Source organism: Demequina sp. NBRC 110052, assembly GCF_002090075.1.
Lineage (GTDB): Bacteria > Actinomycetota > Actinomycetes > Actinomycetales > Demequinaceae > Demequina.
On sequence record NZ_BBRI01000004.1, the window covers coordinates 169,170 to 195,501 of the forward strand.

Here is a 26,332-nt window from a genome sequence, read left to right on the forward strand (position 1 = left end):
ACGGTCAGCCCCAGCCAAGCGCGCGCAGCCCGGCAGCCACCGCGGCTGAGGCTGCGACCACCACGATGAACGGAGCGCGTCTCCACAGCAGGATGGCCGCGACGGCGATCGCCACGACGCGCGCATCCACCACGAGCGCGGCATCGGACGTGAATGTCTGTACCGCTGCGAGCGAGATCAGCAGCGCGACGGTGACGTATGCCGCGATGCGGTGCACGCGCGGGTTCTCGACGACTCGCTCGGGGACCACGTGGCCCGCGAGCTTGATCAGCCACGCGAGCAGGCCCGCGGCGACGATCGCGATCCACGTCCACGCGTATGGCGTCACTCGGGCACCTCTTCGGCATGCGCCGGAGCCCGCCAGCCCGCCGCGACGCCCACGAGCGCGGCGACGAGGATTGGCACGCCCGCGGGGAGCAGGGGAGTGAGGGCGAGCGCGACCACGGCGGCAATGCCCGCCACGGCCTGTGCACGCCGCGAACCGAGGCGCGGCCATACGAGCCCGAGGAAGGCGGCACCGGCGGCGGCGTCGAGCCCCCACGTCGCGGGATCGCCCAGGCTCTGGCCCAGCAGCGCTCCCACGATGGTGATCGCGTTCCACAGCGCGAACACGCCGACCCCGGCCCACCAGAAGCCGGCGCGACGCTCGGCCAGGTCGTCGTGCGGCTGCGCGAGCGAGACCGCAGTCGACTCGTCGATCGTCACCTGCGCGCCCCACGCGAGGCGAGCGCCGCGAAGCGGACGGAGCACCTCGGCGAGCGCGACGCCGTAGAACCCGTTGCGGATGCCGAGGAACGTCGAGGTTGCGACGGCGGCTGCGGCCGTGCCACCCGCGCCCAGCACGCCCACGAAGGCGAACTGCGAGCCGCCGGAGAACACGAGCAGGCTCAGCGCCATCGTCTGCCACAAGTCCAGCCCGGCGGCGACGGACAGCGCGCCGAAGCTGAGCCCGTACGCGCCGGTCGCGATCGAGACGGCGACCGCCTGCCGTCTCGCCGCGCTCAGGACCGGTCGGGCCATGCGAGCGGGGTGCCGTCAGCGTCGAACAGCGAGGGGCGGGGGAACGACGAGAGCGGGTCAGAGGCGAGGACTGCGGCGTCGGCCTGCCAGTCCACTGGCGAGACAGGCTGCCCGCTGTCATGACAGGTGTATTCGGCGGGCGCATCCTGCCGCACGAAGCCGAGCCGTGCCGGCACGGCACCCGAGCGGGTGTTCGTGGGCGCGTGCGCGATCGACACGAGGGTGGCGCCAGCGAACTCGAGCCCCACCCGGGTCAGCGCGGCGGCCGCCTCCGTGACGAGACCCTCGCCCTCGCGCGCGGCATCGAGCCAGTAGCCGATCTCAAGCCGCTCGGGCGCAGTGCGGACGTGGAATCCGGTGCCTCCGAGGTAAGCGCCGTCCGGGCGCGCGAACATGCCCATCGTGTAGTCCGTGCCGGCGTCGAAGTCCGCGTTCACTGTCGCGATGAAGAGGCGACGCTGCGCGGGGGTCTGCGGCTCGTACTGGGCCCAGACCATGTACCGCAGCAGGTGCTCGCGGTTCCTGCTCGCGACCTCGGACAGAGCCTCGGCATCGTCCTCGCGGTACCGACGGATCACGAGGCGCTCGGTCTCGATGCGTGCGGGAATGCGGTAAGGGGCGCTCATGCGGGCGTGTACGTCACGAAGCGGTAGCCCAGCCCTGCCTCCGAGATCGCAGGCTCCGACGCGTCGGCGATCGCCCAGGCCTCGGGGTCGACCGACGGCGCATACGTGTCGCCCTCGACCTCGAGGTCGATCTCGGTGACCTCGAGCGCTTCGGCGCGGCCCATGGCCTCCGCGAACAGGGATGCCCCGCCGATGACCCAGACGTCCGCGTCGGGCTCGAGGGCGGAGGCCATCTGCAGCGCATAGTCGAGCGAGGGCGCCACGGGGACGCCGTCGATGGCGTCGCGCGAGGTGACCACGATGTTGGTGCGGCCCGGGAGGGGCCGGTAGCGCGGCGGCAGCGACTCCCAGGTGCGGCGGCCCATCACGACCACGCCGCCGCGAGTGAGCCGCTGGAACCTCGCGAGGTCCTCGGGAAGCTCCCACGGCATGTCGCCGTCGAGCCCGATGACGGGCCTGCCCGCCGCGTCGCGCGCCTGCGCCCAGATCGCCTTGAGAGCCATGGGTGCGCTCAGACGGCCACGGGCGCCTTGATGCCCGGGTGGTGCTGGTAGTTCTCGATCACCACATCGTCGATGTCGTAGTCGAACAGGCTGTCGCGCGGGGCGAGCCGCAGCGTGGGGTAGGGGTACGGCTCGCGGCTGAGCTGCAGCTCCACCTGATCGACGTGGTTGGCGTAGATGTGGCAGTCGCCGCCCGTCCACACGAAGTCGCCTACCTCGAGGCCGGTCTGCGCCGCGATCATGTGCGTGAGCAACGCGTACGAGGCGATGTTGAACGGCACGCCCAGGAAGAGGTCTGCCGAACGCTGGTACAGCTGGCAGCTGAGCTTGCCGTCGGCCACGTAGAACTGGAACATCGCGTGGCACGGCGCGAGCGCCATGTCGGGGATGTCGGCGGGGTTCCACGCGGAGACCAGCAGGCGACGCGAGTCCGGGTTGTCGCGGATCTGCTGCACGACTTCAGCGATCTGGTCGATGTGCCTGCCGTCTGGCGTGGGCCACGAGCGCCACTGGTAGCCGTAGACGGGACCCAGTTCGCCGTTCTCGTCCGCCCACTCGTCCCAGATGGTGATGCCGCGCTCCTGAAGCCAGCGCACGTTCGTGTCGCCGCGCAGGAACCACAGCAGCTCGCCCACGATCGATCGCGTGTGCACACGCTTGGTGGTGATCAGCGGGAAGCCCTGGCTCAGGTCGAAGCGGAGCTGGCGGCCGAAGACGGAGCGGGTGCCCGTCCCGGTCCTGTCGCTCTTGACGGTGCCGGTCGCGAGCACGTCGCGCAGCAGGTCCTCGTACGGCGTGGGAATGGCGCTCACGGCGACAGCCTACGACGCATGCCCGACGCGGTGGTCGGGCCGCGCCGATGCGTCACCACGGGACGGCCGCCGCAGCCAGCGCGGTAGGTTTAGCCGTATGAACGATCCCGCACGGCCCTTCGGCACAGTATTGACCGCGATGGTCACGCCGATGCACGAGGGAGGCGCGATCGACCTCGAGGCCGCGCAGCGCCTGGCCTCGTACCTCGTCTCGCGCGGCTGCGACGGCCTCGTGCTGTCAGGCACCACGGGGGAGGCGCCCACCACGCACGCTCCGGAGAAGGTGGACCTGATCCGCGCGGTGCGCGAGGCCGTGGGGCCCGAGGTCACGATCCTCACCGGCGCGGGCTCGAACGACACGGCGCACGCGGTGCGCATGGCGGAGCAGGGCGAGGAGGCCGGGGCCGACGGCATCCTCGCGCTCACGCCGTACTACTCGAAGCCGTCGCAGGCGGGCATCGTGGCGCACTTCCGCGCGATCCTCGGCGCGACGGGCCTGCCCGCGATGCTGTACGACATCCCGGGTCGCACGTCGCTCGCGATCTCCGACTGGGCGTACGACCAGTTGGCGGCCCACCCGCGCGTGCTCGCGGTCAAGGACGCGACCGGCGACGTCGCCACCGGCAAGGCTCGGCACGAGCGCACGGGCCTCGCGTGGTACTCCGGCGACGACGCGCTGACCCTCGACTTCCTGCGTGCCGGGGGCGTCGGCACCGTCTCCGTGATCGCGCACGTCGCGTCGCGTGAGACCAAGGCCATGATCGACGCGTTCAACGCCGGCGATGAGGCCACCGCCCAGCACATTCACGAATCCCTCCTGCCCGTCGTCGACGCGATGTTCGCCATCCCTGGCGCCGTCAGCGCGAAGGCCTCGATGCAGTGGGCAGGCGTCATCGACAACCGCGCCATGCGGCTGCCGCTGCTGCCCGCCACGCAGGCCGAGTACGAGGCACTGACAGCGGCCCTGGAGGCCGCAGGAATGACCCGATGAACTTTCACCCTGAACTGACCGCACCGCCCGCTCTCAAGCCCGGCACCCTCCGCCTCGTCCCGCTCGGCGGGCTCGGCGAGGTCGGGCGCAACATGCACGTCCTCGAACTCGACGGGCGCCTGCTGATCATCGACTGCGGCGTGCTCTTCCCGGAGGAGCATCAGCCCGGCGTCGACTTGATCCTGCCTGACCTCACCTACCTCGAGGACCGGCTGGAGGACATCGAGGCGATCGTCCTCACGCACGGACACGAGGACCACATCGGCGCCGTGCCGTATCTGCTGCGCAAGCGTCAGGACATCCCGCTGATCGGGTCCCAGCTGACGCTCGCCTTCATCGAGGCGAAGCTCAAGGAGCACCGCATCACGCCGATCACGCTCGCCGTGAAGGAGGGCGGGCGCGAGCAGATCGGAGCCTTCGGTCTCGAGTTCGTCGCGGTCAACCATTCGATCCCCGACGCGCTCGCGGTCTTCGTCCGCACCAGCGCCGGCACTGTGCTCAACACAGGCGACTTCAAGATGGACCAGCTGCCGCTCGACGGCCGCATCACGGATCTGCGCGCCTTCGCCCGGATGGGCGAGGAGGGCGTGGACCTGTTCATGGTCGACTCGACCAATGCCGAAGTGCCGGGCTTCACCACCGCAGAGGCGGAGATCGGCCCGACGCTCGACGGGCTGTTCGCCCAGGCCAAGGGGCGCATCGTCGTCGCATCGTTCGCGAGCCATGTGCACCGGGTGCAGCAGGTCATCGACGCCGCGCAGGCGCATCGACGCAAGGTCGCGTTCGTCGGACGGTCGATGGTGCGCAACATGGGCATCGCGGCCGAGATGGGCTACCTCAACGTCCCCGACGGCATCCTCGTGGATCCGAAGCAGGCGGACAAGATGCCTCACGATCAGGTCGTCTACATGTCAACCGGCTCGCAGGGCGAGCCGATGGCGGCGCTGAGCCGGATGGCGACCGGCGACCACAAGGTCGAGGTGGGCAAGGACGATCTGGTGATCTTCGCGTCGTCCCTGATCCCCGGCAACGAGAACGCCGTGTACCGCGTCATCAACCTGCTCATGCGCATCGGCGCCACCGTGGTGCACCAGGCGAACGCCCGCGTACACGTCTCGGGCCACGCCAGCGCGGGCGAGCTGCTGTACTGCTACAACATCCTGCGACCCAAGAACGTGATGCCCATCCACGGAGAGGTGCGGCATCTGCTCGCGAACGGGAAGCTCGCGATGAAGACCGGCATCCCCGAGGACAACGTGGTGTTCGCCGAGAACGGCGTCGTCGTCGATCTCAAGGACGGCAGGGCGCGCGTCGTGGGCGCGATCGAGCACCACAACGTGTACGTGGACGGCTCGTCGGTGGGCGAGATCACGGAGACCGAGCTCAAGGATCGCCGCATCCTCAGCGAGGAGGGCTTCGTGTCCGTCTTCGCCGTGATCGACGCGAGCAACGGCAAGGTCGTGAGCGGACCCGAGGTGCACGCGCGCGGTCTTGCCGAGGACGACTCGGTCTTCGATGGCGTCCTGCCGCAGATCAAGGACGCGCTCGAGGACGCCGCCAAGGGCGGCTCGACGGACACGCATCAGCTCCAGCAGATCATGCGCCGTGTGCTCGGACGTTACGTCGGCACCAAGCTGCGTCGCCGGCCGATGATCGTGCCGATCGTCATCGAGGCGTAGCGGCACGGGCGCTGCCCGACGCGGCACCAGGCCCGACGCGCGGCGTTGCGCACGTCGCGGGGAGTCTCCCGGGAGCGGCCCCGGCGGCGAGGTAGTTTGGGCGCATCATGGCCCAGACACGTTCGAATGGATCGCGGTCGTCGGGGACGAGGGGGAAGTCCCAGTCCTCGCGGTCGCGCGCGCCCCAGAAGAAGCAGCCGCCCGCGATCCTGCGCGGCATCCGCGCCGTGGGACGCGGCGTCTCGCACGGCATCGGGGGAGCGGTGCGCTCGATCGGCGACGGCGCGCGCGACGTGCGGCCTGAGGTGCGCCGGGACGGCGCCGCCGTGCTGCTCATCATCCTCGCCGTCATCGTGGCGGCACGGGAGTGGTGGCAGGTGGACTCGGTCGCGGGCGGGTTCGTGCACCGCGTGTTCGCGGGCACGTTCGGCATCCTGGCGTACGCGATGCCGGTCGTGCTGCTGGCCTTCGCCATCAGGCTCTTCCGTGCGCCCCAGGAGGGCGCGACCAATCAGCGCATCATGCTCGGCGGGCTGCTCGTCGCGATCACGCTGGGCGGGTTGATCCACCTCGGAAGCGGGCTGCCGTCTCCGACCGAGGGGCTCGTGCCCGTGCAGGAGGCGGGGGGCATCCTCGGCTTCCTCATCGGCACGCCGCTCGCGGCCCTCGTGACCGTGCCCATTGCGGCCATCATTCTGGTGATGTTGCTCGGGCTGTCCGTACTGGTCGTCATCGGCATGCCGCTGCGCGAGGCGTGGGCGCATGCGCGTGAACTGGGCTCGCGCGTCGGCAGGCCCCGCGTCACGATCGATCGCGACGGCGACGACCTCGATCTTCCCGACCACGGCTCGCTCGAGGGCGACGAAGCGCCCCGCAAACGGCGTTCGTTCCTCGGCAGGCGCAAGGACGTGGAGCCCGAGCTCGACTCGTACGAGGCCGACGAGGCGTTCCAGTCCTCCGCGAGTGTCGAGCGCACCGAGTTCGACGATCTGGTCCGGCCCGCGAGCGCGGGGCGTGTCGACGCCGAGCCGACGGCCGTGTTGGGCGGGACTCGACACGCGACCCCAGCGTCGGGCGTGCCGATCTCGCCCTACGCGCCCGTGGAGGACGCTGCCGACGACGACTACGTGAGCGGGGCGAGCGAGGAGGTGCCGTCGATCCCGGCGCCGCCCGTGGCGCCCACCACCACGCGCCTCGTGCCCTCGGGTGAGCAGGGCGAGCTCGAGGACACCGGGCCGTACGTGCTGCCCGAGATGAACGTCCTCGCGCAGGGCGCACCCCACAAGACCCGCTCCGCCGCCAACGATCGTGTGGTCGAGTCCCTGCAGGCCGTCTTCGAGCAGTTCAACGTGGACGCCGAGGTCACCGGCTTCACGCGCGGACCCACGGTGACGCGCTACGAGGTCGAGCTCGGCACGGGTGTCAAGGTCGAGAAGATCACGCAGCTGAGCAAGAACATCGCCTACGCGGTCGCGAGCCCAGACATCCGCATCCTCTCGCCGATCCCAGGCAAGATGGCGATTGGCATCGAGATCCCCAACGTGGACCGCGAGACCGTTGCGCTGGGCGACGTGCTGCGCTCGCCTGCGGCGCGTAAGAACGACCACCCCATGGCGATCGGCATCGGCAAGGACGTCGAAGGCGGCTATGTGCTCGCGAACCTCGCGAAGATGCCTCACCTGCTCGTGGCGGGAGCCACCGGCGCCGGAAAGTCGTCGTTCGTCAACTCGATGATCACCTCGATCCTCATGCGCGCGACCCCCAAGGAGGTCCGCATGGTGCTCGTGGACCCCAAGCGCGTCGAGCTGACGATCTACGAAGGCATCCCGCACCTCATCACGCCCATCATCACCGACCCCAAGAAGGCCGCGCAGGCGCTCGAATGGGTCGTCAAGGAGATGGACACCCGCTACGACGACCTCGCGCTGTACGGGTACAAGCACATCGACGACTTCAACAAGGCGGTGCGTGCGGGCAAGGTCAAGCCGCTACCGGGGTCCGAGCGGCGCATCACGACGTACCCCTACCTGCTGGTGATCGTCGACGAGCTGGCGGACCTCATGATGGTCGCGCCGCGCGACGTGGACGAGTCGATCCAGCGCATCACGCAGCTCGCGCGCGCCGCCGGCATCCACCTGGTGCTCGCGACGCAGCGCCCGTCGGTGGACATCATCACGGGAACGATCAAGGCGAACGTGCCCTCGCGACTCGCCTTCGCCACGTCCTCGCTCGCTGACTCGCGCGTCGTGCTGGACATGCCGGGCGCGGAGAAGCTGATCGGCCAGGGAGATGCCCTGTTCCTGCCCATGGGGTCCTCGAAGCCGATGCGCGTACAGGGCGCGTGGGTCTCGGAGACGGAGATCCACGCCGCCGTGGAGCACGTGAAGACGCAGGCCGAGCCGCAGTTCAGGGACGATGTGGTGCAGGCGCAGTCCTCCGCCGTGGTCGCTGAGGACATCGGCGACGACCTGGAGGACCTGGTCGCGGCCGCGGAGCTCGTCATCACGACCCAGCTCGGCTCCACCTCGATGCTGCAGCGCAAGCTCAAGATGGGATTCGCGAAGGCGGGCCGCCTCATGGATCTGCTCGAGAGCCGCGAGATCGTCGGCCCCTCTCAGGGGTCGAAGGCGCGTGATGTTCTCGTCAGGCCCGACGACCTGGCCGGGACTCTGGCTATCCTCAGGGGGGAGAGCCCCGGCGTCGCCCCTGGACCGGGCCCGGATACCACTGAGGAAGTGCCATGGGAGGACTCCTAGACGCGGCCAGTACGCCGGCGTTCGCGCTCGGCGTGCTCGCGACCCTCGTGGTCGTCGCGGTCGCGGGATTCATCTCGCTGTGGCGCGGAGGGCGCACGCGCGTCGCGCGGGACAGGGCTCTGACCCGCGAGCAGTCCCTCAGGCGGCAGTTCGACGCCGTGATGCAGTCGGCGCGGGACGGCGTCCTCATCACGACGCGCCAGGGCGAGGTCGTGCTCATGTCGGACACGGCCACGCATATCCTCGGCACCCCCCGGGACGAGGCCCTGGGCCGGTCGATCGCGCGACTGCCGTTGCGGGTCGTGGACGAGCGCATGCGACCCGTGCTCGCGCAGGAGGTGTTCCTGCCTGCGCACGACGACGAGACGCCCCGGATCGTGGGCGTGCCGGGCCGACGTGGCGCCGAGGACATCCGGTGGGTCCAGGTGCGTTCGCGCACTGTGGATGACGACGCGGGGGAGCCGCTCGTCGTCACGACCATCATGGACACCTCTGGCCTGCGCGAGGCCGCCGAGGCCCTGCATCGCTCCGATGCGCAGTTCCGCAAGGCGATGGAGAACGCTCCGGTGGGGCTCGCCCTCGTTGACCTCGAGTGGCGCCTCATGGAGGTCAATCGCGCGTTCGCGGAGATGATGGGCTCGACCGTCGCGGCGCTGCGGGGCACGCCGTTCTCGGCGCTGTCGCACCCGCAGGATCTCGGTGCGGAGAACGACCAGCTGCAGCGGCTCTACGACGGCCACCAGACGCGCTTCACCTGCGAGAAACGCTACGTGCGAGCCGACGGGAACGTCGTGTGGGCCGTGCTCGACGTTGGGCTCGTGCGCTACGCCGGCGGCTCGCCCGACCACTATGTGGTGCAGGTGCGAGACAGCACGGACGACCGCATGAACTCGGAGCTGATGGCGCATCGGGCGATGCACGATCCGCTGACGGGGCTCGCGAACCGCACCCTCCTGCAGGACGTCCTCCAGCAGCTTCTCACCAAGGCCGACGCGGTCGACACGGTCGGCGTCATCGCGGTGGACCTGGACGGCTTCAAGGGCCTGAACGACCGCTTCGGCCACGCGACCGGCGACAACGCTCTGGTGCACGTCGCAGGAGTGCTGCGCGCGGCGACCGCAGGGCTCGGCACCGTGTCCCGCATCGGGGGCGACGAGTTCATCATCGTGGTGCAGGCCCCGGACTGCGGCCAGGCGATGAGCGACGTCGCCACGGCCATCCACGACGGGCTCAAGCGCCCGCTGCAGGTCAAGCGTCACCAGATCAATCTCCACGCATCGATCGGCGTGGCGCGGGCCGACGCCGAGCTCGTCGCGGGAGGCGCGTCGGCGCTGCTGACGGCCGCCGATGCGGCGATGTACCGCGCCAAGGCCTCGGGCAAGTCCCGCACAGAGATCTATCACCACTCGATGCGCAGTGCCACGGACTCGCAGAGCGCGCTCGCGCTCGAGCTCGACGGCGCGATCCGGCGCGGCGACCTGGTCCTGCACTATCAGCCTGTCTACGACCTCTCGAGCCGGCTCGTGGTGGGCTATGAGGCTCTCGTGCGCTGGCAGCACCCCACGCGAGGACTGCTGCTGCCAGGCGCGTTCCTCCCGCTGCTCGAGGACCGGAACCTCTCGGTGGCGCTCGGCACGGCCCTCGTGGAGCAGGCGGCGGAGTTCCTCTCGCGCCTGCCGGAGGACACGACGTGGGTGTCGCTCAACGTGTCCGCGGATCAGCTGGGCAACTCCGAGTTCGCGGATCGCGTGCTCAGCTCGATCGGCCGCTACCACCTGAGCCCGCAGCGCATGGTCGTGGAACTGACCGAGGCGTCGCTGGTCGCGCCGAACACGCGCGTGCGTCACGAGCTCACTGAGCTGCGCAACGCGGGCGTGCCGATCCTGCTCGACGACTTCGGCACCGGAGTGTCGCCGCTCAGCTATCTGCGGGATCTGCCGGTCTCCGGCGTCAAGCTGGACATGTCGTTCGTCGCTGGCATCCCTGAGGATCCTGCGGGCGCGCGCGTCTCGCGTGCGCTGGGGGCGCTGGCGCGCGAACTGGGGCTCGCGACCATCGCTGAGGGCATCGAGACCGAGGCCCAGGCCGACTTCCTCGAGAGCTGCGGTTGGCGTCTGGGTCAGGGATGGCTGTTCGGAGTCGCGCAGTCGGGTCAGGCTCTGCTCGACCTCGCGCCAGCCACGACGGTCGGCCTCATCGACCCGCGCCCCCAAGAGTCGCAGGAGTTGGGCGCCGAGTAGGTCAGGCGCCGCTGCGGTCCACGCGGTACATGTACGTCGCGAGGTGCTCGGCGGGCGTCGACCGTTCGGGAGCCTCGGTTCCGACGGCGGCGACGACGCGCGCGTGACGGGCCTGCACCTCGGCAGCGCTGAGCGTGCCGAGCCCCCCGTCTGTGCCGCTCAAGGCGTAGACCGCGTGCCCGCCTGATCGGTCGACCGTGGTCGCTGTCCATTCGACGCCGACGTCCACGTCGCCCGCGGGGGTGACGGCGAAGGTCGTCGTCAGCAGGACTCCGTTGCTGGTCTCCGGGACGCAGCAGCTCGAGGACTGGTTCGACAGGAAGTTGCCCAGACCGTACGCGACCCACATGCCATCGCCGCCCGGTCCACCGTCGAGCTTCACGATCGGCTGAGGCACGTGCGCGTGGTGGCCGATGTAGAGGTCCACGACGCCCGACTGCGCGATCTGCTTCGCGATCGACTCCTGGGCAGCGGTCGGCAGCGTGCGGTACTCGACGCAGCAGTGCGTCGAGGCGATGACCACGTCCGCGCCCTGGTCGCGCGCCTCCTGGGCGGCCTCGATGATGGGCGACGCGTCGGCGGCGTTCGCGTCGAACAGGTTGACCGAGTACGGCTCGCTCACCGGCAAACCGTTGGTGCCGTACGCGTACGAGATATGGGCCACCGTCACGTGCGCCCCGGCCTCGCCGACCTCGTACATCTGCACCGAGGCTGCCTCGTCAGCGGTGCGGGCAGTGCCGGCGTACCCGAGGCCCTGCGCCTCGAACGCGTCGATGGTCGCGACGACCCCGTCGAAGCCGCGGTCCACCGAGTGGTTCGACGCGGTGGAGCAGCCGTCCCACCCGGTGCGCGCGAGGTCGCGCACGAGCTGCACGGGCGCGCCGAACACCGGATAGCTCGTGATCCGGCCCTGGTCGGGCGCCACGGGCACCTCCATGTGGCACAGCGCAAGGTCCGCGCCCGCGATGTAGTCGCGCACCCCCGCCATCAGGGGCGTGTAGTCGTAGCCGTCGCCCGTGGCGGCCGACGTGTTGACGGGACTGTGCGGCAGCACGTCGCCGGCCGCCACCAGCGTGAACTCGACGTTCGGGGGCTCGGGCTCCGGCGTGGAAACGTCCGACGCGGTGGGCGCCGGCGTCGCTGTGGCCGCCACGCGCTCGGGCGCGGGGGAGGCCGACCTGGCCGCCGCGTCGGGCATGGTCAGGCCGGACATGCCGACGAGCGCGAGAGCGAGCGCCAGGCCCGCAAGCCCCGCCAGCGCGGCGCGCGCCACACCGGGCCCGAGGGCAGCGGTGCGGCGCGAGTGTCGGCGGGACATGCGTGCATTATCGCCTGCCGAGGGAAGCCCCGAGCGCCGCTAGGGTGAGTGCGTGACCTCAGCGCTGCCGAACGTCCTCACCGTGCTGCGGCTCGTCGCCGTGCCGGTGATGGTGGCGATGCTGATCGCGGACGACGGCGCGCACGGCGCGTACCGGTGGGCTGCTCTCGCCCTGTTCGCCGGTGCCGCGGCGACCGACTTCCTCGACGGCTACCTGGCACGTCGCTGGGAGGTTGTGAGCGACTTCGGCAAGCTCGCCGACCCGATCGCCGACAAAGCCCTCGTGCTGGCCGCGCTGGCGATGCTGAGCGTGGTCGACGGGCTGCCGTGGTGGCCGCTCGCCCTCGTCGCCTTCAGGGAGGTCTACGTCACGGTGGGCCGCCTCATGGTTGCGGGCGACGTCGTCATTCCCGCATCGCCGGGCGGCAAGCTCAAGACCTTCCTCCAGGTCGTCGCGATCGGGCTTCTCATGTGGCCCGGAGCGCCAGGATGGCTGCTCGCCGTCGGCTGGTGGACCCTCGTCGTCTCGACGCTGATCGCGGTGGCCACCGGAGTCGACTACGCCGTCCGGATCGCCCGCGCGCGCCGTGCCGACCCTCCGCAGAAGGGCGAGCGGCGCGTGCCTGAGGCGGGCGCGGGGGGATTCCAGCCGTGACCTCGGGGCTCGCGAGCGAAGTAGTCGAGGCCGCAGTGGCCCACGGGCTCACCCTCGGCTGCGCCGAGTCTCTGACCGGAGGCGCGGTGTCTGCCGCGCTTGTGGGGGTGCCGGGCGCCTCTGCCGCGGTGCGTGGGGGGATCGTCGCGTATGCGATGGACGCCAAGCACGATCTGCTCGGCGTGGGCGAAGATCTGCTCGCCGGGCCCGGTCCCGTCTCGCGCGAGACGGCCGAGGCGATGGCTGCGGGCGCGCGCCGCGCGCTCGGCGTCGACATCGCCGTGTCGACCACGGGTGTCGCGGGTCCCGAGCCCCATGGGGGCGCGCCCGTCGGCACCGTCTGGATCGGGGTCTCCTCGGCGCACGGCGAGCATGCGAGCGAGATCCACGCGCCCGGCGCCCGTGAGTCAGTGAGGCACGCGGCCGTCGAGGCCGCCCTGGCGGCTCTCAGGAACGAGATCGCGCGAGTGTTCACCGCGCCGTAACAGGCGCGTAGCCTGCGGGAACAACACTCCGGTAGTGTGCGTTGTGTCAGTCATGGATCGTGGACTGATGCCGGTGAAGGGAGGACGCATGCCGATTCTACGCAATGAGCTGGGCGACGTCCTCCGTGAGGCACGCCTGACGCAGGGGCGCACGCTGCGCGACATCTCGTCAGCGGCACGCGTCTCGCTCGGGTATTTGTCCGAGGTCGAGCGCGGCCAGAAGGAAGCCTCATCCGAGTTGCTGGCGTCGATCTCCGACGCTCTCGACGTCCCGATGTCGGAGCTGCTGCGCGAGGTCTCCGACCGCTTCGCCTCCGCCGAGTCGCTCGACGTCGTCTCCGTCATGCCGATCATCCCTGACACGGCCGAGGAGCTCCTCGACTCGATGCACGGCCGCTGAGCCGCATCGGGGCCCACGTCTACCGCCATGCGTGCCGACCGATGCCCGGTCGCACTGTCGTGAGACGTCATCGATCATGAGGCACAGTCAGTTCTGGACGCTGATGGACGCCGTCTTCGGCGAGGCGTACGCGCCCACGCTCGCGCGCGAGCTCGTCATCACCAGGCTTGGCTCGCGCACTGCGGCGGTAGCGCTCGCCGAGGGCGAGGCGCCACGCGACGTGTGGCACGCGCTGTGCGACGAGATGGACGTGCCGCTGGACAAGCGCGACGGCGGGGACCGCACCCGCACCGTGCCGCCTCGCCGCTGAGGCACGACGCGCCCGGCGTGTCGCTTGCGCCCGTTCGAACATTCGTTCGATAATCGTCCACAGGGCGCGGCGGTCTCTCCGGTCTCCCCAGCGGGGGCCCTAGATCCGCCGATGTCAGAGGCGCCGCATAGCGTCGTCATGGACGTCGGGGAACCGACGACGACACGTGAGACAGGGAGTTCCACCATGGCACAGGCAGCAGACCGCTCGAAGGCGCTCGAGGCAGCGCTCGGACAGATCGACCGCCAGTTCGGCAAGGGCTCGGCGATGCGCCTGGGCGACCAGCAGCGCGTGCCCGTCGAGGCCATCCCCACGGGATCGCTCTCGCTCGACATCGCGCTCGGCATCGGCGGACTCCCGCGCGGACGCGTCGTCGAGATCTACGGACCCGAGTCGTCGGGTAAGACGACTGTCGCCCTGCACGCGGTCGCGAACGTCCAGAAGGCTGGCGGCACCGCCGCGTTCGTGGACGCCGAGCACGCGCTCGACCCCGAATACGCCAAGAAGCTCGGGGTGGACACCGACAACCTCATCGTCTCCCAGCCGGACACCGGCGAGCAGGCGCTCGAGATCGCGGACATCCTGATCCGCTCGGGCGGCGTGGACATCCTCGTCATCGACTCGGTCGCAGCGCTCGTGCCTAAGGCCGAGATCGAGGGCGAGATGGGTGACTCGCACGTGGGTCTCCAGGCGCGCCTCATGTCCCAGGCGCTGCGCAAGATCACCGGTGCGTTGAACACGACCGGCACCACCGCCATCTTCATCAACCAGCTGCGCGAGAAGATCGGCGTGTTCTTCGGCTCGCCCGAGACGACGACGGGCGGAAAGGCGCTCAAGTTCTATGCGTCGGTCCGCCTCGACGTGCGCCGCATCGAGACCCTCAAGGAGGGCACCGAGCCCGTGGGTAACCGCACCCGTGTGAAGGTCGTCAAGAACAAGGTCGCCCCGCCGTTCAAGCAGGCCGAGTTCGACATCCTCTACGGCCAGGGCATCTCGAAGGAGGGCGGCATCATCGACCTCGGCGTCGAGCACGGCTTCGTCAAGAAGTCGGGAGCCTGGTACACGTACGAGGGCGATCAGCTCGGCCAGGGCAAGGAGAACGCCCGCCACTTCCTCAAGGACAACCCGGAGCTGGCCGTCGAGATCGAGCAGAAGGTCAAGGCCAAGCTCGGAGTCGGCGTCATGCCTGAGGGAGGCGCGGACGCCGAGGAGCTGGAGAAGGCGGACTTCTGAGTCCCCGGCGCGCGCCGCGCGCCGGCGCCGATCGCGACGGAGCGTCGCCGCGGCGTTCCGGCGGCGCGGGCCTGCCCGAGGGCCCAGGGGAGCGGGCGAGGGAGATCGCGCTGCGGCTGCTGACGCACTCGCAGCGATCCGAGGCGCAGCTCCGCGAGGGGCTCGTGTCGCGCGAGGTCGAGCCGGCGCTCGCCGACGAGATCATCGAGCGCTACCGCGAGGTCGGCCTGCTCGACGACGCGGCCCTGGCTAGCGCGATCGCGCGCACCCGCCACCGAGAGCGCGGTCGTTCGCGCCGCGCGGTCGGTGAGGAGCTCCGCCGCAAGGGCTTCTCGCATGAGCACATCGAGGCCGCGCTCGAGCAGATCACGGCGGATGACGAGCGGGAGGCCGCGACAGAGCTCGCCCGCCGTCGGTGGGACCAGCTCGGATCGGTGCCTCACGACGCGCGGGTGCGCCGCGTGGTCGGGATGCTCGGGCGACGGGGATATCCGCCGTCTCTGGCATTCGATATCGTGAAGTCCCTTCAACGTGCCGATACTGAAGGGGACACCTGACGGCGAGCGGATGAGGAGGAGCTCTTGCCCACGTCCGTGTTGATCGTCCTCCTGCTCGGGGCGTCTCTCGTCGCACTGCTCCTCGTGCAGTTCGCACGGCGCGAGGCCGCCGCGGAGCGCGAGTCGGGCCGCCGAGAGTCTGACCTCCTGCGCGCAGAGGCGCGCGAGCTCATGGCCGAGGCCCAGCGTCGCGAGGAGCGAGTGATCGAGCGCGAGAAGGAGCAGGCGGCAGACCACCGTCACTCGCGCGAGTACGCGCGCACGCTCGACGCGCGAGTCGAGGCGATCGCGCGCGACGAGCGCAAGATCGACGACGAGCGTGCCGCGCTCGCGCGCGATCGTGCACAGCTGCGTGCGGATCACGCCCGCGAGCTCGCGGCAGTCGCCCAGCTCGACCCCGATCAAGTCCGCGCGGACCTGCGCACCGCGTTGCTCGAGGAGGCGAGGCTCGACGCACGCGCCGAGCTGAGGCGCCTCGAGAAGCGCACCGCGGCTGACGCGAAGCAGCGGGTGCGTCAGATCATGGTCGACGCGATGCAGCGTCAGGTCGGCGAGACCACCACGCACGCGACCACGACGTGGATCGAGCTGCCCTCCGAGGAGATGAAGGGCCGGATCATCGGACGCGAGGGACGCAACATCCGCGCGTTCGAAGCGCTCACGGGAGTCAACGTCATCGTCGAGGAGACCGTGGATGCAGTTCAGCTCTCGTCGTTCGACGTGCAGCGCCGCGAGATCGCGGAGGTGACGCTGCGCGCCCTTATCGAGGACGGCCGCATCCAGCCCCAGCGGATCGAGGCGGCGTACACGCGGGCGCTCGTCGGCGCCGACGAGCGCCATCGTCAGGCAGGGCTCGACGCGATCGACGAGGCGGGCGTCCGCGGCCTCCCCATGGCCGTCGTCGACACACTCGGCCGGCTGCGGCTGCGCACCTCGTTCGGGCAGACAGTGCTCGCACATCTGGTCGAGTGTGCGGGCCTCGCGGCGGATCTGGCGCAGGCGATCGGCGCCGACGTCGAGCGCGCGCGCCGTGCCGCGTTCCTGCACGACATCGGCAAGGCCTTCACGCACGAACGCCCGGGCACGCACGCGCAGATCGGCGCCGCCTTCGTCGCGGAGCAGGGGGAGGACGCGGTGGTCGTCAACGCGGTCGCTGCGCATCACGACGAGGTGCCGCTCGAGAGCATCGAGGCCGTGCTGGTGCAGATCGCGGATGCCATGTCCGCTGGACGTCCCGGTGCGCGCCGCGACGACCTGGATGCGTACGTGCAGCGCATGGAGAGCCTCGAGAAGCTCGTCGGCGAGCACGCGGGCGTCGCGCGTGCGGTGGCGATGTCCGCAGGCCGCGAGCTGCGCGTGGTGGTGGAGCCCGACGAGGTGGACGACGAGGGCGTCCGGTCCCTGGCGCGTACAATTGCTGAGCACATCAGCCAGGACTTCACGTTCCCCGGAGAGATCAAGGTGACGGTGATCCGCGAGCTTCGCGCGGACGCCGTCGCAGGATAGGCATGACCCAGACGACCCTCGCCCCCACCTACCTCGTCCGTACCCTCGGGTGCCAGATGAACGTCCACGACTCCGAGCACATGGCGGGACTGCTGGAAGGCGCTGGCTACGCCCCCGCACCCGACGGGGCCGACGAGGCCGATGTGGTCGTCATCAACACGTGCGCCGTCCGCGAGAACGCGGCTACGCGCCTGTACGGCAACCTCGGTCAGCTCGCCTCAGTGAAGCGGCAGCGCCCTGGCATGCAGATCGCCGTGGGAGGCTGCCTTGCGCAGAAGGATCGCGGCGAGATCGTCGAGAAGGCTCCGTGGGTGGACGTCGTGTTCGGCACGCACAACATCGACGTGCTGCCCGCGATGCTCGAGCGCGCGCGTCACAACGCGCAGGCGCAAGTCGAGATCGAGGAGTCGCTGAAGGTCTTCCCCTCGACGCTTCCCAGCCACCGCGACGCGATCGCCTCCGGGTGGGTGTCGATCTCGGTCGGCTGCAACAACACGTGCACGTTCTGCATCGTGCCGTCGCTGCGCGGCAAGGAGCGCGATCGCAGGCCCGGCGAGATCCTCGCGGAGGTCGAGGCGCTCGTGGCGCAGGGCGCCGTCGAGGTGACGCTGCTCGGCCAGAACGTGAACTCGTACGGCGTCGAGTTCGGCGACCGCGGCGCGTTCGCCAAGCTTCTGCGAGCCTGCGGGGAGATCGAGGGCCTTGAGCGTGTGCGCTTCACCTCGCCCCACCCTGCCGCGTTTACCGATGATGTGATCGAGGCGATGGCCGCCACCCCGAACGTGATGCCGAGCCTGCACATGCCGCTGCAATCGGGCTCGGACCGCATCCTGCGTGCGATGCGTCGCTCGTACCGCTCAGAGAGGTTCCTGGGGATCCTTGACAAGGTGCGTGCCGCGATGCCCGACGCCGCGATCACCACGGACATCATCGTCGGGTTCCCGGGAGAGACCGAAGAGAACTTCGCCGAGACGCTGCGGGTCGTCGAGCAGTCGCGCTTCACGTCGGCGTTCACCTTCCAGTACAGCCCGCGTCCTGGCACCCCCGCGTTCGACCTGGCACCGCTTCCCAAGGAAGTCGTGCAGGAGCGGTTCGAACGGCTGGTGGCGCTGCAGGATCGCATCGCGCTCGAGGACTCGCAGGCGCTCGTGGGGCGCACCGTCGAGCTCATGGTGCTCGACGGTGCCGGACGCAAGGACGGGGCGACTGCGCGCCTGTCCGGGCGCGAGCCGGGAAACCGACTCGTGCACTTCTCGCTCCCCGACGGGATGCGCGCCGACGGTGACGACGCTCCCCGTCCCGGCGACATGGTGACGGTGCAGATCACCCGCGGCGCCGGCTATCACCTCATCGCGGACTCGGCGGCCGACGGCGGGACGTACGCGGTGCGCCGCACGCGTGCAGGCGACGTGTGGGCAGCGGTCCAGCGCGGAGAGCACAGCCACGCGGATGCCTGCGGGACGCCCGGCGCGCCCGCCGGCCCCGTGAGTCTGGGCCTGCCGACGCTTCGCGTCGGTGTCTGACGTGGCTGGCGCCGCGCCCGCGGGCCGGGAGGCGCCTCCGGTCATCGCCGTCGTCGGTGCGACGGCCACGGGCAAGTCCGCGGTGAGTCTCGGCCTAGCCGAAGCCCTCGATGCGGAGATCATCAACGGCGACTCCATGCAGTTCTACCGGGGCATGGACATCGGCACCGCCAAGCTGCCGATCGATGGGCGGCGGGGCATCCCGCACCACGAGCTGGACTGGCTCGACGTGCACGAGGACGCCTCCGTGGCCGCCTTCCAGGAGCGCGCGCGAGCCGACATCGACGCGATCCACGCGCGGGGCCGCCGCGCCATCGTCGTCGGCGGTTCCGGCCTGTACCTGCGTGCCCTGCTCGACGTGTTCGAGTTCCCCCCGACGGATCCCGAGGTGCGTGCGCGCCTCGAGGCGCGCGCGGAAGCGGAGGGGCCGGGCATGCTGCATCGGGAGCTCGCGGCGGTGGACCCGGCCGCGGCGGCGAAGATCGATGCCGCCAACGCCAAGCGCATCGTCCGTGCGCTGGAGATCAACGAGATCACCGGCGCGCCCATGGACAGCTCGCTTCCCCGGCACGCGTACGCGTTGCCGGCCGTGCAGGTGGGCCTGGAGCTCGCGTACGACGTGCTGGACCCGCGGATCGACGCGCGGGTGGACGCGATGTGGGAGCAGGGCCTGGTGGACGAGGTGCGCGCGCTCGAGTCGCGCGGACTGCGTGAAGGCGTCACGGCGCGCCGCGCGGTGGGCTACGCGGAGACGCTGCGCCACCTGGACGGCGCGCTGGATGCCGCCGAGACGCGCGCGCTGATTGCGCAGCACACGCGCCGGCTCGCCCGCAAGCAGCGCAAGTGGTTCGGTCCCGACCCGCGCGTGCGCTGGGTGCAGGCGCCGCTGGACACGGCGGATATCGACCGCGCGACGGACGACGCGGTGGCCCAGGTGCACGCCGCCGACCTAGGCTGGGCGTCATGACAGCCCCCACCTCGCTGCGTTTCACCAAGGGTCACGGCACTGAGAACGACTTCGTGCTGCTCTTCGACGAGCACGGCGAGGCAGCGCCGACGCCCGCGATGGTGCGGTTCCTGTGCGACAGGCGCGCCGGGCTGGGCGGCGACGGGCTCATCCGCGCGGTCCGCGCGGGAAGCGACGACGCTGGGGCAGGATTCCCGGCGGACGCCTGGTTCATGGACTACTGGAACGCCGATGGCACCACCGCGCAGATGTGTGGCAACGGCGTGCGCGTGTTCGCACGCTTCCTGGAGCGCGAGGCCGGTGTGGACTTGAGCGAGGGCCTTGCCATCGGCACCCGCGCAGGCGAGCGTACGGTGACGTCCCTGGGAGACGGCCGCTACCGCGTCGGAATGGGCGTGTGGCGCCTGGGCACGGACGACGCGGTGGTCGCCGCGCATGGGATGACGCCGCCTCGTCCGGCCCAGCAGGTGGACATGGGCAATCCGCACCACGTCGTCGCCCTCGCCTCCGTCGAGGAGCTCGCAGCTCTTGACCTCCACGTGGCGCCCGCAGTGGAGCCGGTGCCGACCGAAGGCACCAACGTCGAGTTCGTGGTCGCACTGGGCACGTCCGAGGTGGACGGGGTCGAGCGCGGACGCGTGCGGATGCGCGTGCACGAGCGTGGAGTGGGGGAGACGCGCTCGTGCGGCACGGGCGCGTGCGCCGCAGCCCTGGCGGTGCGTGCGTGGGCAGGTCCCGGGGCTCCGGACGTGTGGGATGTCGAGGTGCCCGGCGGCGTCGTGACGGTGCGTGTTGACGACGACACGACCACCCTCGAGGGCCCGGCGGTGCTGGTCGCCGACGGCACGGTGGAGAGCGTCCGCTGACACTTCTGAGCAGTTCCTGAGGAAGCCCTGACGATGCCGCGTCGGGCCTCGTATCTGCCCTTCCGGGACGGTTGACTGGCCGTCGAGCCGCGCGCGGGACCGAGAGTCGTTCCCCGGCTGTCGCGGCAAGGGGAGCAGAGAATGCGATACACCTGGATCGCGCGCGCCGGCGCGGCGTCGGCGCTGGCGGCGGTAGGCGCCCTCGTGGCGGCGCCGGCATTTGCGGCGTCCGACGACGTGCAGACGGACACCGTCCTGTGGGACGGCGTCGACGACGACACCGGCGAGATCACCGACGCGATCGCGCTGAGTCACGACCTGTGGGGCTCCGGCGTGGACGTGTACGGCTGGTTCAACACGGACGCGTTCGACGCGTTGTTCGACATCGCGACTGTCTCCTATGGCTCGGACAGTGTCAGGCTCGGCCTCGACGGGGACCTGACCCCGGTGAGCACGGACTACGTCGACTTCGGCACCACGGTGCTGAGCGGGACGGCGCAGGTCTCGTTGTCAGACGAGGACCCCGTCGAGCCCGCTGATCACGACTTCACCGTCACTGTGACGCTCACCATCGAGGGAAGCTACGCCGCCTGGAACGTCGAGGTGGAGCCCAGCGTCACCGAGGACGACGTCGCGGCGGCGATGGTGAGCGACATCGTGGTGGACGTGGAGGGCAACCTCGGTTCCGACGGCGGCACCGTGTGGGAGCAGACCGGTCCCGACTCGTTCATCTCGCACGATGAGTTCGAGTTCGCCAGCGATAACTCTTTCGACCACGTCATCGCGTGGAAGATGCTGGGCGAGGCCGCCGTCGCCGATGTCGAGGACGGTGACGACGTCGCGGCCTTCTTCGCCACTCTCGGCGAGGCGGGTGAGGTGACGTTCATGCTCTCTCTCCAGAGCTATGACGCGTGCTCGATCGACGAGGCCGTCGCCGCTCAGCGCGCAGCCGCCCCCACGCTGGACGCCACCTTCGGCGAGAACCTCGAGACGATCCTCACGCCAAACTGCTGGATCCCCGGCACGATGCCGCAGGTGAGCGCGGGCGAGCCCTTCGACGTCGAGTTGCCATTGACCTTCTCCGACGAGATCGTCGCGATGCTCTCTGACAGCCTTGCCGTCGTCGATGCGCCCGTCGTGGTGGTCCCGCTCGACGTTCCCGAGGGTGTCTCGGCCGAGGCGCTCCATGACCTGAACACGGGCGAGTGGACCCTGCACCTGAGTGGCGTGATCGCGAACCCCGGGGCGACGACGCTGCGGTTCGGCACGTTCTTCGATCTCGACACGAGCGAGATCGGCTACCTCGAGACGAGCGGAGGCAGCGAGCGGATGGAGGTCGAAGGTCCGTCCCTACCCGGCCTGTGGGAGATCCCCGTCAACGTCGCGGGAGCGGCGCCGACCGACCCGCAGTCCGGCGATGACGGTGCGGGCGCCGACGCCGGTGCCGACGGCGACGAGCTCGCCGCGACCGGGGTGGAGGCGTCGGTGTCCTTCACCGCCGCGGCGATCCTTGCCTCCCTTGGCGTGGCCGCGGTCATCGGCTCGCGACGGCGCGTCTGACCCGAATCGGCCTCGCCGCGCGCCATCACCGGACGCGCGGCGGGGCCCTTCGCTGGGTGGAGCGGGCGAGCGCTACGCGGCGTCGACCCTCAGCACCCGGAACCCCTTGGCCGAGGCGATCTTCTCCACGGCCCCCCACCCTGCGTCGGGCGCCTGGGCTGAGAGCCACTTCGCGAGGGAGTCCGCGCCGAGGTTCTTCTGGATCACGAGGTAGGCCTCTCCTCCAGGGGCGAGCCGGGGGAGCCAGGTCCGCAGCAGCGCGTGCAGCGCATCCTTCCCGACGCGGATGGGCGGGTTGGACCAGATCGTGTCGTAGCGCGCATGCGGATCCACCTCGTCGGCGGCGACAGCCTCGATCGGCGCGAGCGGATGGCGTGCACCGACGCGCGCGACGTTGCGCCGCAGGAGGTCGAGCGCGCGCTGGTTGACGTCCACGGCGGTGACCACGGCATCAGGCGCGCGCAGCGCGGCGGTGAGCGCGAGGGGACCCCAGCCGCAGCCCAGGTCGAGCACGCGGCCACGCGGCTCGGGTACGGTCCGCAGCAGCACCTGGGTGCCGAGATCCACGTGGCCAGGGGAGAACACGCCCCCGGCGGTCTCGAGCTCGAGCTCGCGGCCCGCCAGAGAGACGGAGATCGTGCGTCGCTCGTCTGCCGACGCGGGCTGCGCGCTGAAGTAATGGTCCTCGCTCACGCCTGAAGCGTAACTGTCCCCAGACCCTCGTCGGCGGCGCACCGGGGTGAGACAATGGACGATCTATGACTGACCGACTGCACCCTGTCGACGAGGCCGACGAGATCGACACCGATCTCGACGCGGCCGCCGACCCAACCGCCCGCTCCCGCGCCGATGCGATGCTAGAGCGGGTCCTGTCGCGCGCCGGCACCGCCGTCGCGCAGGGCTCGACCGCCGCCACCGACTACGACGGTGACCAACTCGATCGCGAGGAACGTGCCGCACTGCGCCGTGTGTCCGGACTGTCGACCGAGCTTGAGGACATCACCGAGGTCGAGTACCGCCAGCTGCGCCTCGAGAAGGTCGTGCTCGTGGGCCAGTGGTCGCGCGGCACTCTCGAGGACGCCGAGGTGTCGCTGCGCGAGCTCGCCGCGCTCGCCGAGACCGCGGGCTCCGAGGTGCTCGACGGCGTGCTTCAGAGGCGCCCGAACCCTGACCCGGCGACCTACATCGGCTCGGGCAAGGCCGCCGAGGTGGGCGAGCTCGTCAAAGCCCTCGGAGCCGACACCGTCATCGTCAACGACGACCTCGCGCCCAGCCAGCGGCGCGCGCTCGAGGATGTCATCAAGATCAAGGTCATCGACCGCACGGCGCTCATCCTGGACATCTTCGCGCAGCATGCGAAGTCCAAGGAGGGCAAGGCCCAGGTCGAGCTCGCGCAGCTCGAGTACCTCCTGCCGCGACTGCGCGGCTGGGGCGAGTCGATGTCCCGCCAGGCCGGCGGACGCGTCGCAGGCGGTGAGGGCATCGGCTCGCGCGGACCCGGCGAGACGAAGATCGAGCTCGACCGCCGCCGCATCCGCACGCGGATGGCTCAGCTGCGCCGCCAGATCAAGGCGATGGAACCTGCGCGCGCCGTGCGGCGAGAGCGTCGTCTTGGCATGGCGAACGTCGCGATCGTCGGCTACACGAACGCGGGCAAGTCCTCGATCCTCAACCGCGTCACGGGTGCGGGCGTGCTCGTGGAGAACGCGCTGTTCGCGACGCTCGACCCCACCGTGCGCCGCTCGCAGACCCCCGACGGGCGCGCCTTCACCGTCTCCGACACGGTCGGCTTTGTGAAGGACCTGCCCCACCAGCTGGTGGCGGCCTTCGCCTCGACGCTCGAGGAGGCGGCGAACGCCGACCTCATCCTGCACGTGGTGGACGCCTCGCATCCCGACCCCGAGGGTCAGATCCGTGCGGTCCACGAGGTGCTCGCCGATGTGCCCGGCGCGAGCGACGTCACCGAGCTGCTCGTGCTCAACAAGTGCGATGTCGCAGACCACGCGACCGTGCTGCAACTGCGGTCTCGGCGCGAACCCACCATCGAGGTGTCAGCCCTGACGGGCGAGGGCATCCCCGAGCTGCTGGAGCGCATCGGCGAGCTGCTGCCGCGGCCCGCCGTGCGCGTCGAGCTCGTCGTGCCCTACACGCGCGGCGACCTCGTCAGCGAGGCGCACACGCACGGGGAGGTCCTCGACGAAGCGCACGAAGCCGACGGCACCCACCTCGTCGCGCTCGTCGATGCACCTCTCGCCGCGCGGCTCGAGGAGGCTGCCGTCCGTTGAGCGATGAGCGACGGGCCCGCCGTGGGCCGCGGATGCGCGGTGCGGCGAGGTGACCACGCACGAGTCGGTCGACGATGCCTTGAATGCGCCCGACGCAGCGACGAGCCACGAGGTCGATGCGCTCCTCGCACGCGCGGTCGAGAGCCTCGGAGGCCATCCACGTGAGGGCCAGGCGCGCATGGCGCGCGTCGTCGCGGACGCTCTGCAGGGCGGCGAGCATGCGCTGGTCCAGGCAGGCACGGGCACGGGAAAGTCGCTCGGCTACCTGGTCCCTGCGGTCGCTCACGCCGTCGCCGCGCACGAGCGCGTCGTGGTGTCGACCGCGACGCTCGCACTGCAGCGTCAGGTGTACGCGAAGGACCTGCCGCTGGTCCTCGACGCGCTCGAGCCGCTGATCGGCTCGCGGCCCGAGGTCGCGCTGTTCAAGGGGCGCTCCAACTACCTGTGCAAGCACAAGATGGCCGGCGGTTATCCCGAGCCCGAGGATGAGCAGCTGTTCGAGGTAGGGCCCACGAGCGAGCTGGGCCGCCAGGTCGCACGTCTGCACGAGTGGGCCGAGGAAACCGACACGGGCGATCGAGACGACCTGGTCCCGGGTGTGCCGCACCGGGCCTGGGCGCAGGTCTCCGTCTCGGGCCGCGAGTGTCTCGAGTCGAAGTGCCCGCTGGCGCAGGAGTGCTTCTCGATGAAGGCGCGTGCCGATGCCGCACGCGCGAGCATCGTCGTGACGAACCACGCCGTGCTCGGAGTGCAGGCCACGAGTCACGACCTGCTGGGCGATCACGATGCCCTGATCATCGACGAGGCGCACGAGCTCGTGCAGCGAATCACGTCGTCAGCGACGCATGAGCTCACGGTCCGCGGACTCGACCGTGCCGCGACCGCAGCCCGGCGCTGCGGCCTCACCACCGACGACCTGGACCGTGCGGCGCGAGCCGTCGACTCGGCGCTCGGTGACGAGAACGTCGGGCGGCTGCGCCTCGGACTGCCCGAGGCGCTCGCCGCCTCGGTAGAGCTCGCGAGGGCGGCGGCCCGCACGCTGGTGAGCGAGGTGTCCAAGGTCGCCGAGAAGGCGGGAGCCGCGGCCAAGGTTGCGACAGCGCAGCTGACGGAGATCGTCGACGTGTGCGAGGAGCTCCAGGGTGAGCACGGACGCTATGTCATCTGGCTCGCGCCTCCCGACGGCGACTACGACGCGACGCGACCGTCGCGCATTCTCGCCGCGCCGCTCGACGTCGCCGGGCTGATCGGAGGCAGGCTCGCCTCCGAGAAGGCCACCGTCATGACCTCAGCGACGCTCGCGCTGGGAGGCGGGTTCGAGGCGATCGCCCGCCACCTTGGCATCGAGGATCCCGTGACGCTGGACGCGGGGAGCCCGTTCGACTACGCGAAGCAGGGAATCCTGTACGTCGCCTCGCATCTGCCGCGACCGACCGCCGGCGGCATCTCCGACGAGGCACTCGACGAACTCGTCGCTCTCGTAGAGGCCGCAGGAGGTCGCACGCTGGGTCTGTTCAGCTCGCATCGAGCCGCGCAGGCGGCGACTGAGGCGCTGCGCGAGCGACTCGACGTGCCCGTGCTCAACCAGTTGGACGACCAGGTCTCGACCCTCGTAGAGACGTTCAAGGCTGAGCCGCGCGCGTGCTTGCTCGGGTCGACCTCGCTGTGGCAGGGCATCGATGTGCCGGGCGCGACGGCGTCACTGGTCGTCATCGACCGCATCCCGTTCCCGCGACCCGACGATCCCGTGGCACAGGCGCGGACCGAGGCGGTGGCTCAGCGAGGAGGTAACGGCTTCATGGCGGTCAGTGCGACGCATGCGGCGCTGCTCATGGCGCAGGGCGCGGGGCGGCTCATCCGCTCGCGCGAGGACAGGGGAGTCGTCGCGGTGCTGGACTCGCGCCTGGCGACCGCGCGCTACGGCGGGTTCCTCGCGCGCTCCATGCCTCCGCTATGGCCCACGAAGGACCGGGACGCGGTACTGGCGGCGCTGCGCCGCCTGGATGCCACCGCCGCCGCTGACGGGCGCTGATCGCCCGG

Annotated in this window: 24 protein-coding genes; 17 read left to right on the top strand and 7 right to left on the bottom strand. The window is 70.5% G+C overall.

Annotated elements, in window-relative coordinates:
- Window positions 1-4 precede the first annotated feature (4 nt).
- The 5 genes from B7K21_RS11670 to B7K21_RS11690 are packed head-to-tail and all read right to left on the bottom strand — an operon-like array spanning window position 5 to window position 2,961.
- Window positions 5-328 (bottom strand): AzlD domain-containing protein, encoded by a 324-nt coding sequence (locus B7K21_RS11670; RefSeq protein ID WP_200806312.1) that lies wholly within the window; start codon window positions 326-328, stop codon window positions 5-7.
- A complete protein-coding gene (locus B7K21_RS11675; protein WP_084075770.1) occupies window positions 325-1,020 on the bottom strand; it encodes an AzlC family ABC transporter permease in 696 nt (231 codons plus the stop codon). Before B7K21_RS11675 ends, B7K21_RS11670 begins: the two co-directional genes overlap by 4 nt.
- Entirely contained in the window at window positions 1,002-1,646 is a 645-nt protein-coding gene (locus B7K21_RS11680) for a GNAT family N-acetyltransferase (RefSeq protein WP_084075772.1), read from the bottom strand. The genes B7K21_RS11675 and B7K21_RS11680 overlap by 19 nt, the downstream gene beginning before the upstream one ends.
- Window positions 1,643-2,149: a dihydrofolate reductase gene (locus B7K21_RS11685; protein ID WP_084075774.1), complete on the bottom strand. Its 507-nt coding sequence runs from the start codon at window positions 2,147-2,149 to the stop codon at window positions 1,643-1,645. The genes B7K21_RS11680 and B7K21_RS11685 overlap by 4 nt, the downstream gene beginning before the upstream one ends.
- A gap of 8 nt (window positions 2,150-2,157) precedes the next feature.
- Window positions 2,158-2,961 (bottom strand): thymidylate synthase, encoded by an 804-nt coding sequence (locus B7K21_RS11690; protein ID WP_084075776.1) that lies wholly within the window; start codon window positions 2,959-2,961, stop codon window positions 2,158-2,160.
- A 97-nt stretch (window positions 2,962-3,058) separates the two neighbouring features.
- Here B7K21_RS11690 and dapA point away from each other — a divergent pair, with 97 nt between their 5' ends.
- From dapA to B7K21_RS11710, 4 genes are all read left to right on the top strand, one after another.
- Entirely contained in the window at window positions 3,059-3,952 is an 894-nt protein-coding gene (gene dapA / locus B7K21_RS11695; RefSeq protein ID WP_084075778.1) for a 4-hydroxy-tetrahydrodipicolinate synthase, read from the top strand.
- The gene (locus B7K21_RS11700) at window positions 3,949-5,631 is read left to right on the top strand and encodes a ribonuclease J (RefSeq protein WP_084075780.1); all 1,683 of its coding nucleotides are present in this window, start codon (window positions 3,949-3,951) and stop codon (window positions 5,629-5,631) included. Before dapA ends, B7K21_RS11700 begins: the two co-directional genes overlap by 4 nt.
- 107 nt (window positions 5,632-5,738) lie before the next feature.
- A complete protein-coding gene (locus B7K21_RS11705; RefSeq protein WP_084075783.1) occupies window positions 5,739-8,387 on the top strand; it encodes a DNA translocase FtsK in 2,649 nt (882 codons plus the stop codon).
- Window positions 8,372-10,627: a bifunctional diguanylate cyclase/phosphodiesterase gene (locus B7K21_RS11710; protein WP_084075786.1), complete on the top strand. Its 2,256-nt coding sequence runs from the start codon at window positions 8,372-8,374 to the stop codon at window positions 10,625-10,627. Before B7K21_RS11705 ends, B7K21_RS11710 begins: the two co-directional genes overlap by 16 nt.
- 1 nt (window position 10,628) lies before the next feature.
- Here the strand turns inward: B7K21_RS11710 and B7K21_RS11715 are convergent, their stop codons facing one another.
- Complete coding sequence (locus B7K21_RS11715) at window positions 10,629-11,945, bottom strand: CapA family protein (RefSeq protein WP_084075789.1); 1,317 nt, start codon at window positions 11,943-11,945, stop codon at window positions 10,629-10,631.
- Window positions 11,946-11,997: 52 nt separating this feature from the next.
- Between B7K21_RS11715 and pgsA the strand changes: the two genes are divergently transcribed.
- The 11 genes from pgsA to B7K21_RS11770 all read left to right on the top strand — a co-directional run bounded on the left by pgsA (window position 11,998) and on the right by B7K21_RS11770 (window position 22,007).
- Window positions 11,998-12,600, top strand: a complete 603-nt coding sequence (gene pgsA / locus B7K21_RS11720) for a CDP-diacylglycerol--glycerol-3-phosphate 3-phosphatidyltransferase (RefSeq protein WP_084075792.1) — start codon at window positions 11,998-12,000, stop codon at window positions 12,598-12,600.
- On the top strand, window positions 12,597-13,085 hold the full coding sequence (locus B7K21_RS11725; protein WP_084075795.1) for a CinA family protein: 489 nt from the start codon (window positions 12,597-12,599) through the stop codon (window positions 13,083-13,085). The genes pgsA and B7K21_RS11725 overlap by 4 nt, the downstream gene beginning before the upstream one ends.
- An 88-nt stretch (window positions 13,086-13,173) precedes the next feature.
- Window positions 13,174-13,485 (top strand): helix-turn-helix domain-containing protein, encoded by a 312-nt coding sequence (locus tag B7K21_RS11730; protein ID WP_084076125.1) that lies wholly within the window; start codon window positions 13,174-13,176, stop codon window positions 13,483-13,485.
- 76 nt (window positions 13,486-13,561) lie between these two features.
- Window positions 13,562-13,795, top strand: a complete 234-nt coding sequence (locus tag B7K21_RS11735) for a DUF3046 domain-containing protein (protein WP_084075798.1) — start codon at window positions 13,562-13,564, stop codon at window positions 13,793-13,795.
- A gap of 186 nt (window positions 13,796-13,981) precedes the next feature.
- Window positions 13,982-15,028: a recombinase RecA gene (recA, locus tag B7K21_RS11740; RefSeq protein WP_084075802.1), complete on the top strand. Its 1,047-nt coding sequence runs from the start codon at window positions 13,982-13,984 to the stop codon at window positions 15,026-15,028.
- A 104-nt stretch (window positions 15,029-15,132) separates the two neighbouring features.
- The gene (locus B7K21_RS11745; RefSeq protein WP_373994289.1) at window positions 15,133-15,585 is read left to right on the top strand and encodes a regulatory protein RecX; all 453 of its coding nucleotides are present in this window, start codon (window positions 15,133-15,135) and stop codon (window positions 15,583-15,585) included.
- Between the two features lie 24 nt (window positions 15,586-15,609).
- On the top strand, window positions 15,610-17,091 hold the full coding sequence (locus B7K21_RS11750; protein ID WP_084075806.1) for an HDIG domain-containing metalloprotein: 1,482 nt from the start codon (window positions 15,610-15,612) through the stop codon (window positions 17,089-17,091).
- A gap of 2 nt (window positions 17,092-17,093) precedes the next feature.
- Window positions 17,094-18,614, top strand: a complete 1,521-nt coding sequence (gene miaB, locus B7K21_RS11755) for a tRNA (N6-isopentenyl adenosine(37)-C2)-methylthiotransferase MiaB (RefSeq protein ID WP_084075808.1) — start codon at window positions 17,094-17,096, stop codon at window positions 18,612-18,614.
- Entirely contained in the window at window positions 18,607-19,581 is a 975-nt protein-coding gene (gene miaA / locus B7K21_RS11760) for a tRNA (adenosine(37)-N6)-dimethylallyltransferase MiaA (protein WP_234989300.1), read from the top strand. The genes miaB and miaA overlap by 8 nt, the downstream gene beginning before the upstream one ends.
- A complete protein-coding gene (gene dapF, locus B7K21_RS11765; protein WP_084075810.1) occupies window positions 19,578-20,447 on the top strand; it encodes a diaminopimelate epimerase in 870 nt (289 codons plus the stop codon). The genes miaA and dapF overlap by 4 nt, the downstream gene beginning before the upstream one ends.
- Window positions 20,448-20,588: 141 nt before the next feature.
- Window positions 20,589-22,007 carry an LPXTG cell wall anchor domain-containing protein gene (locus B7K21_RS11770; protein ID WP_084075813.1) on the top strand — a complete coding sequence of 473 codons (1,419 nt, stop codon included), beginning with the start codon at window positions 20,589-20,591 and terminating at the stop codon, window positions 22,005-22,007.
- Between the two features lie 72 nt (window positions 22,008-22,079).
- Here B7K21_RS11770 and B7K21_RS11775 read toward each other — a convergent pair whose 3' ends face one another.
- On the bottom strand, window positions 22,080-22,700 hold the full coding sequence (locus tag B7K21_RS11775; protein ID WP_084075816.1) for a class I SAM-dependent methyltransferase: 621 nt from the start codon (window positions 22,698-22,700) through the stop codon (window positions 22,080-22,082).
- 65 nt (window positions 22,701-22,765) lie between these two features.
- On the opposite strand from B7K21_RS11775, the gene hflX reads away from it, so the two are divergent.
- Both hflX and B7K21_RS11785 read left to right on the top strand, forming a co-directional pair.
- Window positions 22,766-24,292 carry a GTPase HflX gene (hflX, locus tag B7K21_RS11780; protein ID WP_084075819.1) on the top strand — a complete coding sequence of 509 codons (1,527 nt, stop codon included), beginning with the start codon at window positions 22,766-22,768 and terminating at the stop codon, window positions 24,290-24,292.
- 49 nt (window positions 24,293-24,341) lie between these two features.
- Window positions 24,342-26,324: an ATP-dependent DNA helicase gene (locus tag B7K21_RS11785; RefSeq protein WP_084075821.1), complete on the top strand. Its 1,983-nt coding sequence runs from the start codon at window positions 24,342-24,344 to the stop codon at window positions 26,322-26,324.
- The last annotated feature ends 8 nt before the right edge of the window (window positions 26,325-26,332 follow it).